Source organism: Chloracidobacterium sp., from assembly GCA_015075585.1.
GTDB lineage: Bacteria > Acidobacteriota > Blastocatellia > Pyrinomonadales > Pyrinomonadaceae > OLB17.
In genome coordinates this window covers 1,262,008-1,276,573 of the sequence record JABTUB010000001.1, presented here as the reverse complement: position 1 = coordinate 1,276,573, position 14,566 = coordinate 1,262,008, and the positions used below count along the sequence as shown (strand labels likewise).

At 44.5% G+C, this 14,566-nt stretch carries 14 protein-coding genes; 5 read left to right on the top strand and 9 right to left on the bottom strand.

Annotated elements, in window-relative coordinates:
- Positions 1 to 67 precede the first annotated feature (67 nt).
- The 8 genes from HS105_05800 to HS105_05765 are packed head-to-tail and all read right to left on the bottom strand — an operon-like array spanning position 68 to position 7,746.
- On the bottom strand, positions 68 to 1,435 hold the full coding sequence (locus tag HS105_05800) for a hypothetical protein (protein ID MBE7516108.1): 1,368 nt from the start codon (positions 1,433 to 1,435) through the stop codon (positions 68 to 70).
- Positions 1,432 to 2,454, bottom strand: a complete 1,023-nt coding sequence (locus HS105_05795) for a hypothetical protein (GenBank protein MBE7516107.1) — start codon at positions 2,452 to 2,454, stop codon at positions 1,432 to 1,434. Before HS105_05795 ends, HS105_05800 begins: the two co-directional genes overlap by 4 nt.
- Positions 2,454 to 3,485, bottom strand: coding sequence for a pyridoxal-phosphate dependent enzyme (locus tag HS105_05790; GenBank protein ID MBE7516106.1), 1,032 nt, complete (start codon positions 3,483 to 3,485; stop codon positions 2,454 to 2,456). The genes HS105_05795 and HS105_05790 overlap by 1 nt, the downstream gene beginning before the upstream one ends.
- A gap of 9 nt (positions 3,486 to 3,494) precedes the next feature.
- Positions 3,495 to 4,625: an ABC transporter substrate-binding protein gene (locus HS105_05785; protein ID MBE7516105.1), complete on the bottom strand. Its 1,131-nt coding sequence runs from the start codon at positions 4,623 to 4,625 to the stop codon at positions 3,495 to 3,497.
- A gap of 13 nt (positions 4,626 to 4,638) precedes the next feature.
- The gene (locus tag HS105_05780; GenBank protein ID MBE7516104.1) at positions 4,639 to 5,349 is read right to left on the bottom strand and encodes an ATP-binding cassette domain-containing protein; all 711 of its coding nucleotides are present in this window, start codon (positions 5,347 to 5,349) and stop codon (positions 4,639 to 4,641) included.
- Positions 5,346 to 6,062, bottom strand: a complete 717-nt coding sequence (locus HS105_05775) for an ATP-binding cassette domain-containing protein (protein ID MBE7516103.1) — start codon at positions 6,060 to 6,062, stop codon at positions 5,346 to 5,348. Before HS105_05775 ends, HS105_05780 begins: the two co-directional genes overlap by 4 nt.
- Entirely contained in the window at positions 6,059 to 6,931 is an 873-nt protein-coding gene (locus HS105_05770; protein ID MBE7516102.1) for a branched-chain amino acid ABC transporter permease, read from the bottom strand. The genes HS105_05775 and HS105_05770 overlap by 4 nt, the downstream gene beginning before the upstream one ends.
- Positions 6,928 to 7,746, bottom strand: a complete 819-nt coding sequence (locus HS105_05765) for a branched-chain amino acid ABC transporter permease (GenBank protein ID MBE7516101.1) — start codon at positions 7,744 to 7,746, stop codon at positions 6,928 to 6,930. The genes HS105_05770 and HS105_05765 overlap by 4 nt, the downstream gene beginning before the upstream one ends.
- Positions 7,747 to 7,939: 193 nt before the next feature.
- On the opposite strand from HS105_05765, the gene HS105_05760 reads away from it, so the two are divergent.
- The 5 genes from HS105_05760 to HS105_05740 all read left to right on the top strand — a co-directional run bounded on the left by HS105_05760 (position 7,940) and on the right by HS105_05740 (position 12,760).
- Positions 7,940 to 8,611, top strand: a complete 672-nt coding sequence (locus HS105_05760; GenBank protein ID MBE7516100.1) for an IS1595 family transposase — start codon at positions 7,940 to 7,942, stop codon at positions 8,609 to 8,611.
- Complete coding sequence (locus HS105_05755; GenBank protein MBE7516099.1) at positions 8,592 to 9,026, top strand: hypothetical protein; 435 nt, start codon at positions 8,592 to 8,594, stop codon at positions 9,024 to 9,026. Before HS105_05760 ends, HS105_05755 begins: the two co-directional genes overlap by 20 nt.
- Before the next feature lie 105 nt (positions 9,027 to 9,131).
- Complete coding sequence (locus HS105_05750; protein MBE7516098.1) at positions 9,132 to 10,742, top strand: CHAT domain-containing protein; 1,611 nt, start codon at positions 9,132 to 9,134, stop codon at positions 10,740 to 10,742.
- Between the two features lie 229 nt (positions 10,743 to 10,971).
- A complete protein-coding gene (locus HS105_05745; protein ID MBE7516097.1) occupies positions 10,972 to 11,259 on the top strand; it encodes a hypothetical protein in 288 nt (95 codons plus the stop codon).
- Between the two features lie 259 nt (positions 11,260 to 11,518).
- Entirely contained in the window at positions 11,519 to 12,760 is a 1,242-nt protein-coding gene (locus HS105_05740) for a hypothetical protein (protein ID MBE7516096.1), read from the top strand.
- Between the two features lie 206 nt (positions 12,761 to 12,966).
- On the opposite strand, the gene rmuC is transcribed toward HS105_05740, so the two are convergent.
- Positions 12,967 to 14,532 (bottom strand): DNA recombination protein RmuC, encoded by a 1,566-nt coding sequence (gene rmuC, locus HS105_05735; protein MBE7516095.1) that lies wholly within the window; start codon positions 14,530 to 14,532, stop codon positions 12,967 to 12,969.
- Positions 14,533 to 14,566 lie beyond the last annotated feature (34 nt).

Below are 14,566 nucleotides of genomic sequence, written 5' to 3'. Positions count from 1 at the left end.
GAAAAATAAAAGACATTTTTCCACCGTTCCCACAGCCCCTGCTACTACTACTGAAAATGAAGGGAGATCATTTACACAAAGAACTTGACACTACCGTCAGGTACTTTGAAAATCGATCGGGTTGGTTAGCATGCCATTCGATAAGTTGGGTTCCGAACGCATCCTTGTGATCCAACCTGGTTCTCAGGAATTCATGAGCTTTAGGATTACGTTGTCTCCCATGCAGATATTCAGTAATGTTGCTCCCATCGTCAAGGGGCGTATCGCTTATCAATTCTCGGCAAACGCTAGCGAAATGGCGCCTCAACGCATCAATTTGCAACTGGCGATTCATTTTATAAATAAAATCTCCGGCTACCGCTACATTTATTCGGGAGGATATAAGCTTAAAAGCGCTTCTCTCGTCGTCTGTAAGCCCTTCTCCGTTAAAATCGTAGCCGACGATCACCGCCCCGAGATTTCTATACAGTTTCTGCGGTGTGGTTCCTTCATGATCAGAGCCTTCATTATGTGACTCTTGGATTCCGCATGTCGCAGGGAAATATTCAACCCATGAATCATACACAAGAGATATAAATGAGATCTGGAACAATAGATCAACCCATTCTTTAGCGAGCCTGCGTATCTTAGGTACCTCTTCGGACCCGTCATCGCTAGCAGACCGCTCAGTTTCCGATGTAAGATAGCCAGGGTTACTCTGGTGCCATTGTAAGATTCCACGGACCATTTCCTCCTTCTTCCCTCGCCTTTTGTTTTCATCAAAGATTGTTTCAATGAACTTCTCCGTTAGCTCGTTGAGCTGATCGTTAGTTGCACTATAACCTTTCTCCGGCGTGTTCTTATCAAAGGTTCCACGCTCACTTTCCTTTTTATTTGTAACTAAAAGCTTACTAATATTTTCAGGATTCGAAAGAACCCCCATCGCAGATTTGATGAACTTACCGAATTCCTGTTTAAACTTACTTCTTGGATCACGCCCCTTGATCAACCAAGATACCGGGATCTTTATTGAGAATGTATTCAAAGCCCATACATATCCAAATTGCCAATCATCACCGTCATCAATGTAACGAACCCTAAACCCAAGGTCATGCACGAAAAGCTCACTGAGAAGGAGTGCCACATTATTCGAAGTATGTGCGTCTGTGAAGTTAACCCTTATTCCATAATAGGCATTCAAAAAAGCAAGCGAGAATCGGTCGTTTCTGGAATAAAAAAAGAAATCCTGGGCAAAAGTATCAGTCTCCCAAGTTTCCGCTTTCTTTAGAGTGGCAAAGGAGTATGACAACAGGGTAACCTTATCGTTTCCCTTGACAAAAATACTATCAGTCAAGGCTAGGAACAACCTTCTCAAGTCCTGTCTCAGATTTGGCCGACCAACCACAGAAAATGGCAAGTCGGCAACAAGGTCATCAAGTGCAATTATGGGGTTCACGCGGACCCGCCACCTCCTAGTTCAATTGTTTCTTGTATCGCTGCCGCGGCGGTTATTCTCGATGAGATGAGCCTGAATATCGCCCTTTCTTCCTGCGAGAGTTGATCGTTGAGTTTATACCCAACAATAAGTCCACCCAAATTGCGATACAACCTAATATTCTCGTGATGCAAGATGCCACACGGCGCAGGAAAATATTCGATCCAAGACTTATAGACGAGAGAGATCAAAAGCACCTGAAAAAAAATCTCCACCCAATTTTCAATTGTCGGTTTGGTCTCAGTTGTATTTAGAAACCCTGGATTGCTGTTATGCCATGCCAGGATCCCACTAACAATTTCACGTTTTAAATATGACAGGCTACTTCTTGAACGAAAGCATTTACCAACAGGCTTAAACGCATCAAATAGTCGCCCATCGTCGCTCCCTGTTAACTCGAACAACGAATCGTCATCGTGCAGGTGTTTCTTGAGAGGTAATTTCACGTCCGGGTCAATGTTTTTTACAAAGCTTCCAATCGCATTTCTGAAGTGCGTCTCCTTAATACCCTCATTGAACACCCTTGATAAAGGCAATTTGATCGAAAACGCTCGTAAAGGCTCGACATACCCAAATTCCCAGTCGTCAGAATCAGCATCATAGCTAAGTCTGAATCCAACATCTCGGACAAACAGCCTACTCAAGACCATCGCTGCATTGTCAACTTTGTTTCCTCCTTTACCAAAGAGATGCTCCCTAAGTCCAAAATATGCACTAAGTACTGGTAGTGAGTACCTTTCGTTGAGCGAATAAAAAAAGAAATGCCTGAGATGGCCTTTAGTGACTGTCCATTTGTGCACTTCTTCTTTGTGTAATTCACCAATATTGTACGAGATGAGGTTGATCTTCTTATTTCCGCTAACAAATTCACTATCACGCAACTTGGCAAAAAAATCCGAAATATCTTTTTGCGCGTTACGACTAATAACCGAAAAAGGCAGCTCATAAAGAAGATTGTTAAGCGATGTAAGGGATGCCATTAGTACCGGTCCATTTTGTCATAGCCAACAGTGACGATCTTCCTCCCTTCGACAGTTTTTGCAAGCTCGTGGGCGAAGTGCAATCCGTAGAGCGAGCTATAACCAAGATTGTATACTTCAGTGTCATATTTGTATTGCGATCGCAGCGCCTCAATATCCACGCCAGTCGTGTAAACTTGATTGTCAACGTAGTTCATCGCCAAGGGTATATGCCGACAATCTATATTGGCAGCGATAAGGCCGAAGACAACTTCTTCCGGATCCTCCTCAAAATGAGGGCGATATGCCGTTATCTCAATATTCTCGTTCGATTCTTTTAGCGCTTTGCCAATCGCCATTGTCGAAGTTCCATTTCCCATTGCTAGGACAGCATAGTCAATCGGGAAATCAACATCTCGAACCAGCTCATGCCCGATCCTCGAAAACACGTGTGTGATCACATCAGCTTTCTCTTCGGAGTGGTTGGTAACATAGTAGTTACCCTCTTTTACCATTTCTCGGAGTTTGGCAATGCAATTGTCGATGTAACCCGGAACCTCGATTATTGTCGTGGTCGAGCGTCTCATGGGTTTTATCCGATTTTCAGGTAATAAGCTCGGGACCAAGATTGTAACATCAAAGCCAAGCACTTCGCAAGCCATCGCTAGGGCAATGCCTGAACTTCCGCTTGTAACTTCAAGTATCTGCGTCACTCCTGGGTAGATCAGCCCAAGTACTTCGCAGATGAAAAGATGCACAACCCAAAATCTGGCGTAATGGTTGTTCCCCATTGCATTGGTGTATTCCATTTTCAGGAACAGCTTGTTGTCATTGGGCAGGTTCAGTTTGTAACACTCGGTATCTCCGACCCCGAAATAGGCCTTGCGATACTCTGACACCCGTTCATCTGTAAGATCATTCTCAATGGAGAAAATGCCTACGAGTTTATCCGATCCAAAAAGGAACTCTTTAATATCCGGCCGTCCACCAAGTTCTTTGTTGACGGTTGAGAAAACCAACTCGTGATGAAGCCTCTGCTCTATTTTTTGCATGACTGCCCCTTATTTTGCGTAATTCACCGGCCTTCCGTTTTCGATGATCTTGAAAGTGATAGGCACTTCAACGTCACCATCGACAAAGCTGACAACACCCGCCGCCCCATTGAAGTTCTTCTTGTTTCGAATGAATTCAGCAATCTTAGCAGGATCATTTCCGACATGCTCGATCGCATCTTTTATCAGATAGATAGCGTCGTAGGCATTGGCGCTGACCATTGTCGGGTCCGCATTATATTTGGCTTTGAACTTCTTGCTGAAGTCAGAAACCCTGTTATCCTTTGACTCTGCCGGGTTGTAGTCCGGCGTCGGGACAATTACGCCATCGGCAGCGACCCCCGCTAGAGAAAGGCAGTCATTCTGAAGAAAACCTGTATCTGAGACGATCTTGCTTGGGATGTTCGTATCCTTGAGCTGTTTGATCGCAATTCCCATTTCCTTCGGATTTCCTGCCAAGTAGATCACTTCAGGATCTGCAGCCTTAACTTTGAGCATGAGTGTCCTGAAGTCCGTGGCACCTACCTCGTAGGGCTCAGACGAAACAACCTTCCCGCCAAAGCTTTCAAATACTTGAGTGAATTTATCCTTCAGGCCTATGCCATAGTCGCTGTTCACATAGATTATAGAAGCGGTCCCTCCATTTAATTTATCCTTTGCAAACTGGGCCGCTGAGCCTGCCTCCGCAACGTCGGATGGCCAGTTTCGGGCAAAATTTTTGCTGACGTTGGTTAGCTTTGGACTCGATGAGGCCGGAGCAAAAAGAAAGGCACCATTCTGCTCAACCACCGGAATCATTGCTTGAGTGGCGCTACTGGAAATTTCCCCCAGAAGAAGTTTGGAGTTATTGACGGCGATGAGTTGCTGTGCGTTTGTTACAGCAAGTTTTGGATCACTCTTTGAATCCAAGTATGTGATTTGAATCTTCTTACCCTGAATCCCTCCTTGGGCGTTGACCTCCTCAACTGCCAAATCAAGACCTTTTTTTACTTGATCCCCGTAAGTGGCGTTTGGGCCGGTAAGGTCAAGTGTGGTACCAATGTTGACGGTTTCGCTCTGCTGATTGCCGCCGCAACCGCTAAAACCGATAATAAATGCAACTGCAAACGAAGCAATCAAACCAAAAATCCTTCTGTTCATTTTCTTAAAGTCCCTAGTTAAACAGATGTCTATCCAGGAAATCCTCCTTTTGAAATTCATCTTTCTCAAATATGTTGTAAAGCTTTCCATTCTTGATCACAGCAACTCGATCGGCCAATTCAAATGCAACTTGGTAATTGTGTTCGACAAGTACCATTGTTGTTCTTTCCACTTCCTTCATTGTCCTAAGAAAAGTTGTGGACTCTTTTACAGACTCGGGAGCTAGACCGGCGGTTGGCTCGTCGAGCAACCAGCATTTTGTTTTTTGTGCGATCATCATCGCAAACGAAAGCATTTGCCTTTGGCCTCCGGAAAGGTTTCCGCCTCGCGTTTCCATAAAGTCTGACAAGGCAGGAAAATAACTCAGGCATTCATCCTTGATCTTCAATGCTGTAGCTTTGTCATAGTCTCGAAGAACCATATCAAAGTGTTCTTTTACTTTCATTGTTGGGAACACCATTCCGCCCTGGACGAAGTATGTCATCCCAAGTTTCTTTAAGTCCCACGTTTGAAGATCATTTATCTTCACGCTATCTAGGATGACATCACCCGAATTATCTGTAATTATTCGGGCAATAGTTTTTAACAATGTACTCTTGCCTGAACCGTTCTGACCGATAACGGCCAATACATCTCCCTCCGGGACAGAAAAAGACACATCGCGCAAGATGGCCTTGCCCGCATATCCCGTCGTTAAGTTACTTATTTGCAGCACTTCGCTCATTTCAATCCAAGATCATTTACGACATTAATCCTTCCGTTTTTCATTTCTATATGACGATCAGCTATTTCAAGGGCTTTATTGATATTGTGCTCGATTACTATGAAAGTCATGCCCTCATCTCTCATATGTTCAACAATTCGGCATAATTGATCAGCCGTTTGCGGATTTAGTCCTGCAAAGGGTTCGTCAAGTAAAGCCAATTTGGTGCCGTTCATGCCAATCATGCAGAATGAAATCAACTTTTGCTGACCATAAGAAAGCTCACCGGCAATCGAATCGCCCAACTCATGCAAACCAAACTTTGAAAGTAACTCTATTGCCTTTTGCTTTAACACAGCATCTTCGTTTTTGACTCGCGTATAGCGAAATATAGTCTGGAGCAAGCTGTCGCTTGCCAGTCCGTGCGCGGCCGCGACAAGGTTCTCCCACACGCGAAGATTCTTGAAAAGTCTTGGCTGCTGATATAAGCGTGTTATTCCAAGTTTCGCAATCTTCAAAGCCGACGCCCGCTCTATATTTTTGCCCTCAAAACATATCTGACCTTTCGTTGATTTCTCCAGTCCCGAGATAAGATTAAACAAGGTGGTCTTTCCGGCTCCGTTTTCCCCGGTGATCAGTGTAATGGTCTTAGGATTAATAACAAACGCAACGTCCTTAACGGGCGAAAGACCGTTGAATGATTTGTTAAGACTTTGAATCTCTAATAGTTTCATTGGCTTATTTGATATTTCCCCAAAATTCCTTGTGGTCTGAATCGAACGACCGGTACAAGTAACAAACCAAATATGATCATTCTCATATTGGCCGCAACGCTATCCGGCAGGTGAACAAATTTGAGGATCTCGGGAAGCAATATGTAAATCGCGGCCCCACTAATTGGCCCCCATAGGCCGCCGGCCCCGCCGATCAAAACGATACTTAGTATCAAAATCGATTCATCCAGGCCAAAGGAAGTCGGATCAATATACGTTGTGTATGTTGCATATAGACTACCGGCGATTCCGGCCACTATGGCTGAGAGCGCAACACTGAGCGTCTTGTAATAGGTTGGATTCTTGCCCAAACTAAGTACGGCAATCTGGTCATCTCTTGTCGCCTCTATCATCCGAGACAACGGAGTTTTAAGAAACCAACCATAAAACAATACTGCGGCAATCACCCATATCAAGCCAAAAACAGCGAATGTTCCAGGTGTGTTTATAGCAAATCCGAAAAACTGCGGGCTGGAGATACCTGAAATTCCATAGGGTCCATTGGTTAGGCCAACCCAGTTATATGCAGCTGAAAAGAAAATGATCTGTAAGGACAATGTTGCCAGGCTAAAGTATAGATTCCGAACTCTTCCCGCAATATAGCTGACCACAATGGCCGCCAGAAATGACACACAAACCGTAATCGGCAAGGTAATCCAGAAAGAAACACCATATCTTGTCATCAGAATAGCCGTCGTATAAGCTCCGACGCCGTAAAATACAGCTTGAGCCATTGTAAGCAAGCCGGAGAGACCGACCTGTTGATTCGCACTTAGGGCTAGCAAAATATAGACCTCAAGCAGTACTGTTATGTGAAATATATAGTTCATGCCCTGTCCTTTCTGAGGTTATAGCTAATTACTCCTTCCGTTCGGAACAAAATTACTAATAATAGAATTACGAAAGTAATTCCGTCGCGCCATTGCGCATTAAGAAACCACTCAGTCACATTCTGAAGAAGCGAGAGAGCAATAGTGAAAACAAGTATCAAAGATATGCTAAGTCGAGAAACCAGAATCGCAACTACTGCCGCGGTCAATGTGATTCCCATGCCAGTATGAACATCCATTCCAACATCCATCATTCTGAGGATCGCCGCAATACAGGCAAAAATGCTTCCAATAATAAATACTTTTAGTCTTTCGCGATCTGTATTTATTCCTATCACTTGGCCGATGGATTCATTGTCAGAAATCGCCTGCAACACGAGACCAGTTCGTGAAAACTTCTGTAATAACCCGTACGCAACAATAATCATGGCTGAGGCAGCGACTTGGTAAATCTGTATGTTCGTTAAAATCAAATTACCGAAGTTATAACTGTTTGTTGCAAAACCGGAAAGCATCTTATTTTCATTGCCGAATACCAACGCCAGAATGTTTATCACCACAGCGTAAAGTCCCATTGAGGCTATGAGCGATATGCTTTGGTTGGTTTGTTTCTTACTCAACGGCAGATATACGACTTTTTCAATCAGATAAATCAATAATGCACAAATTCCGAGAGCCAGAATGCCTGATAAAAGCCAGTTAGCTGTGAGCGATAGTCCCCACCAAAAAGAAAAAGCCCCTGAAACAAATATCGCCCCGTGAGCGAGATGAAATACCCGGGTAACACGAAAAATATATGTAAAACCGATGGCCATAAGGCTTAAGAGCAAGCCATTTACGACGCTATTGATCACAATTTGGAATGGAGCATCCAACACTCATTCAGTGTATCAACAACCTAATTATTTGAAATTATCCAGAACAATGTGAACTTAAACTCCAAATGGAGCTACAAAATCTCAGGGTCATGACTAGTTAAACATCCTTTATAGTAGGATAACGCTAGTAATGACAGGTAGTTACAAGATACTAAAGCGTTCTCGAATTTCGAGAGCAAAATTTCGTCAGATATTGAAGTATTTTTCACTTGATCTGACGGCATCACAGATCACCGAATTGACGGGTTTGAACCGGAACACGGTGAACAGATATTTGAAAAAGATTCGTGAGTCGGTGGCAGCTTTCTGTGAAAGCGAATCTCCGTTTTCAGGAGTGGTCGAGCTGGACGAATCATACTTTGGTGCAAGAAGAGTTCGCGGAAAGCGAGGACGCGGAGCATACGGGAAAACGATCGTTTTCGGTATCTACAAACGAAACGGCAAAGTCTATACCGAGATTGTTCCTAACTGCTCTCGTAAAACGCTTTACGCTATTTTAGAAGGCAAGGTGAATAAGACTTCGACCGTCCATACAGACGGCTTTCGTGCCTATCATTCGCTGGTCGATCTTGGTTACAAAAAGCATTACCGCATCGACCACAGCAAGGATGTTTTCGCCCTCGGCACCAATCACATCAACGGCATCGAAAGCTTCTGGGGCTATGCGAAAGTCCGTCTCGTGAAGTTCCGCGGTATGCGAAAATCTACCTTCTACTTGCACCTAAAAGAATGTGAGTTTAGATTCAATTACAGACAACAAAATCTTTACTCAATTCTCTTAAATGTTGTCAAAGAACTATGACTTAACTAGTCATGACCCATACTATATCACCAATGGCCGGATACTCTTTTCCAGCGGTTATGATATCTCGGCTATAGTCTGGCTGGAAAGGGCTGAGACAATCTCAAATAACGTTCCCCTGTCGGCACTTCACCTTGAGATGCTGCGGTTTCTTAGTCTCGCGTGGCAATCCAAGTTTTATTACGGCAAAGCAATTTCTTACTCACAAAAATTGGTCGAGGCAAGTCAAAATACAGGATTCAAGTTCCGCCATCGTCAGGCCCTTTATGAATATGGAAACCTTCTAAGCGCGGCCGGCCAGGAACAACGGGCAAAGACAATTTATGAAAAAGGACTCAATCTGGCAATATCCTCAAAGGACTATGATCAAAGCTGTATTCTACTTTCGACCTTGCTTCTAAATGCGCTCTATTAAAACGATCTTCGATCCGCTCAAACGTATGTTACGGCGCTTGCCGAACTAGATAAAAGTAAAAGATTTGAGCATGAAGTTATCCTGGGATATGCCGTCATTGCCGCTTTGCAGGGTAAAACCGATGAATCGGCCAGTTATTTCTCTCAACTCGAAACTGTTAGATCCTCTTCCAACTTTTTGGTCCCGTACTGGAAGGCCACCATCGCGGAAAGAAAGCACGATTGGAAAAAGCTCATTGAATTAAGCGAGATGCTTCTGCAACTTTCGGAGAAGGAGAACTTTCGCGAGGATCTTCCACATCTCTACCTTCTTTTGGCGAGAGGGCATTGGGGCGTTGGCAATAAGGAGTTGGCTTTAATGACCGTTCGGAAAGCCGAGGCAATCATAAATGAGGCAAGACTGACTGAAGACGCTCCGTTATCGCTTTCAATGCTCGAAATCTTCCACTCGGTATATCGGTTGATTGCCGAGATTCAGGCGGATTCCGATGATCTTCGAAACTCATTTGAAACCGCTGATTATCTCAAGGCGAGGGTTCTAAGCGATCGAATTAACTACTCGCCGATAAAACAAATCCCGGATATTTCACCCCTTACACGAAAAAGAGCAAATGAACTCTCATCAGAGTTTTTCCATGGTAAGGATAGGAGCGAGTTGGACAATTTCGAGGGGAGCATTACAAATGCAATTCCGCAAGATTCGGGCCAAATCGCAAAGTTATTGCGATTCGATAGTATTCAGGGTATCAATGAGACAGCAATCGTATCGTACTTTTTCACTCTAAACGGCAATCTGGGAGCGTATGTGCTTGAAAAAGGATCCCCTATTCGTCTTGTCAACCTGAAGATTTCTAAGCCGGACACCCTTACAATGGCGAACGATGCAAGAAACAAGATCATGAATCGGATCTTCTTCAAGAATGACGGGAAGAAGATATACGATATTTTGATCGCGCCCTTGTCGCTCAATTCCTCGCACATAGTCTTCGTCCCTGACAAAGCGCTTTGGAAGATCCCTTTTCAGGCATTAAGTCCCGACGGTGAATCCTATCTTATAGAAAAGAAGATGGTAAGCTACTCACCTTCGGTTTCTATGCTGCTTGACTCATTAAAAGCAAAGACTCCGGTCAGAAAGAACGCCCAGATTTTCGCTAACAATACATTTGAGAACCGCATTCTTAGGTTCGTCAATCAGGAAGCTGCGGAAGTCGGAAAACTTTTAGGGGCTCAACCGACAATCGCAGCCACGTCGCAGCAATTCATTAATTTATCTCACGGAGCCGATATCCTGCATTTCTCAATGCACGCCCAAGCCGATCGCGAGGTACCTCTTGAGTCATTTCTTGGATTCAAGCCCTCGGGAAAACATGATGGCCGAGTTGCGGTCAACGACCTGCTGAAGATCCGCTTGAAACCTCAAAGTCTTGCCTTTATAGCTTCGTGTGACACAAACAATGTGCTAAATGGTGAAGGCGTAGTCAGTATCGGCTGGGCTTTACTTGGTTCCGGAAGCACCACTGTAATTTCATCTCAATGGGAAGCCGACGACAGATCAACCGGCGTGTTTGCACAACAGTTCTACAAGGAATATAGGAAGGAAATTTCTAGTGCCAGAGCGCTACAAAATGCGGCTGTCACTATGATTCGCAACAAATCATCCGAAAACCACGAACCATACTACTGGGCAGCGTTCACACTACTTGGTGACTTCCGATAAACTCAAATCCATTCTATTCATCGAAACGCAGAAACGCTCCAGTTTTGGTGCAAAAATGAACCACAATCGCAAAAAAGTGGTGCAAAAACGTTCCACGGACATCATTCACCTAGCCATTGATTTTCATGAAAGCACCATGTTTACAGGGATTAACAACGATTCTAAGCCGAGGTACATCCGTTGCCCTAGAGTGATGGCCCGCAGGTGAGAGTCCTTCGGAGAAAACAATATGAACAAAAATCTGACAATAGTTGAAAAGGATGAGTTGCTCGAAAGTCTTGGTTCAATGCTGGATGAAAAGATCAAAGACCAGCTGTGGCCTTTGAATTCGGTCATTGCAGTGAAACAGAAGGAAGCTTGTTTGGCAGCCGGAATTACTGATGATACTGCCAGAAATCGAGTGGCTCAGGGAAAAGTGACCTCACTTCAGCGTGACGGTTCACGTTTAGTTAATTTTACATTGGAGGTGATGCCGGGACTAAAACCACGCACCAGACGAAAAAAAGATCTGAAGTAAAATACACTTGGAATAGTTAGAAAATAGTTAGATAAGGGAAAAGGCAAGCTTGAAGGCCTGCCTTAATTGTTGTAAAGAATGGTGATCCGACCAGGACTCGAACCTGGGACCCAATGGTTAAAAGCCGATAGCCAATGGTTTTTGAATCGGCTTACTTATCACATCTAGCCCGTATTTACTTTACTTTAGTGACTTTACCGATCTACAATAATGATCAAACCTGCATCCAAATGGATAGTAAAATGGATAGTAGACGACAATGGTCGAAAATAACTCAAAATCTTCAAAGAAAAGACGCCGCTATGGCTCGTTTGCATGGACGGACAATAACGGCAAACTCTTTGCAAGAATCAGAGTACCTCAGCAAGACGGCACAATCAAAACTATCTACAGAAAAGCTCTCAATGTAAAGCACGCTGAGCAGCTAGCGGATGAAATAAGAGAAGAGTACGAGATGCGTGGGCAGGCATTCCTCGATGGCCGCACGATGAAATTCAGGACGCTCGCAGAGTGGTATAAAAATGAATTCGTTATTGCCCCTTTATATGTTGACGGTCAGAAAGTTGAGGGGATGCGAACCTGGGAAGCCGAAAGATCGAAGATTGATCGAATTGTGGAGGCTATCGGTGACAATTTGATCAATGAAATGGATGAAACAGTATTCCGCCAATACCGACGCAATAGGCTCAAATCAGTAACGGTGACCACGGTCAATAGGGACTTCGAAACGATTCGTACGATGTTCCGAAAGGCCAAGAAAAAGAAGTGGGTACGCGAAATCCCTGATTTCGATGATTTTATTCAGAAATCACTGGAAAAACGTCGAACAGTAACAATAACGGATTCTCAAGAGAAGAAAATTCTTCATGAGGCTCGCAAGTTGATAAAGACGACCGCCCCAAGGTTATATGCCCTCATTCTCGCTCTTCGCGATTCGGGTGCAAGACCAAACGAACTTTACCCGGTCAATGATTACAGTGAGGACAAAGCAAAATATGAGCCGCTTCGTTGGCGTGATCTTCTCGATGAGCAGGGGGAAATCCGCGACATCTCTCGGTTGGTTTCTTATAAGGGAAAGGTCAGAGAAGAAAGATTAGCGGTCGTAACCGAGCGTATGAAGATCGCGTTCCTTGAACTCTGGGATTTTCTAAAGCAATCAAAGAATGTCACTCCTGGAAATTCAGCAAATCTTGAGAACCTAGTCTTCCCGCATACTACTTTCAAGAAATCCTGGAATATAGTCCGGACGGCGGCCGGCTTACCCGGTTTAAGGCTTAGAGATCTACGCCGTGACTGGGTAACTCGGCTAGGCCGCCTAGGCTATTCCGACAAACTCGCCCAACGCGGAGCCGGCCACAAGAAGATGCAGACCAGTTTCGAATACACCGAATTCGACGAAGCAGCCGCCCTTCAAGCAAAAGCTTTGCTCGATAGAGATAATCAACTCCTTTCAAAGAAATATCCTGCGGCAGCCAGAGACGCCCTTTTGCCCCCAACCTAGAGAAAAACTACAAGTTCTCTAGATCATCAACAAATGCCTTAAGATCAAGCGTTCTGGTGACAACTGAGAGCCATTGAATCAATCTGATTCGGCAAAGGTGTACCGATCCTGGCACCCGCTGTTGAAAACGACGACTGCGGTTGAGTACTACTGATCATTAAAGTCTATAGAGGCTTAGCGGAAAATTTCCGAGATAAGATTCTTTCCTAATCTTGATTGGCAAAGTCTAAGGTCGTTTCGTCGTATGAATCTTCGGACAGTCGCTTATCAATCTGGCGAACCGTCGTATCGATCGACTGCATTGCCGGCATTTCTTTTGGCATTAATGATCCGCCAATTTCTTTCATCTTGGTCGCCGCCGGAATGAAACGGTTTTCGAGCGACCCAACAGCCTCGTTATAACTACCAACAGCCTTTCCGAGGCCTTTACCGAGGTTAATAAAGTGCCTCAGAAGAACGTTTGTCCGATTATAAAGTTCGACACCAGCATCGCGCATCTCATAAACGTCTCGGGCCATTCGTTCCTGCTGCCACATAAATCCAACTGTTCGGAGCATTCCAATCAGCGTCGAAGGCGTTGCGAGAACAATGTTCATCTTAAATCCATCTTCTATCAAATCAGCGTCCGTCATTAATGCCGCACCAAAAGAGGACTCGACGTGGAGATACATGATTACAAAGTCTGGAGCGTCGGCGAATTGTTCCCAGTAAGATTTTTTGCTTAGCTTTTTGAGATGATCACGAACATCGATTGCGTGTTTTTTCAACAAAGCAATCTTGTCAGCTTCCGCTTCAGCCGTGAAAGAATCGAGGTATGCATTCAAAGGAACTTTTGAGTCGAGAATTAATTGTCGGCTTCCCGGTAAATTCACAGTGCAATCCGGTCGAAGTACTCCGTCCTCGGTAGCGACGGATTGCTGCTCCGTGAAATCACAGTAAGGATTCAGCCCTGCTACCTCGATCACCCGCCTCAGGCTTATCTCTCCATATTTACCTCTAACATGTGACGTCTTCAAAGCAGAAACCAAGCTTGTCGTTCCGTCGGCCAGTTTTTGGGTTGTGCTACTCATTGCGGTAATAAGCTCCCGCAAACCCGAATAGGCACCTTCACGTTTGAGTTCGATTTCCTGAATCTTGGAATTAAAATCCGCAAGACTGTTTCCTAGAGGTTTGATTAGCGTATCGATGGCCTGCTTTCTGTTCTCAAGGTCGAGTTTAGATTCTGAGATCTTTGCCCCGAGTTTTTCTTCCGCTAATTCGAGGAATGTAGAATTATTAGTTCGCAGAGCTGACGAAGAAAGCGATGCAAAAGCATCTTGAAGTATGACGTTAGCCTCAGCCAGGAATTTCTTTTGTTCGGCGATCGAATTCAAAGCGGCATCATAATTCGCCTTGAGTTCCGCATTTTGGACACCTAACGTAGAATTCGAATCTCTGAGCGATAAATTGTCGCCTTTGTGCAGGTCAACCTCTTTGCCAAGCTGTTGGATCGACACCTTGGCATCAGCTAATTCCGTTTCAGCCTTCGTCTTCGATGACTCGGCTACAAGAAGCTGGTCCTGCTTGCGGGTATCCAGCTCATTGAGCCTGCTGATCTCTGTATCCTTTGCAGCAACTTGGTCTTGTAGAGTATTAGTCATCGTTTCAAATCGGGTTGCCCGATTTTCCGCCTCGTTGGTCTTACGCGAAGCGATTAGAAAGCCGGCAATTATTCCCAATAAGATGCCGAGAAGGCTACCGATAACGATGTAGATAATACTGTTGCTATCCATTGGTCTTGGTCCTGGAGTACCTGAGATGCATCAA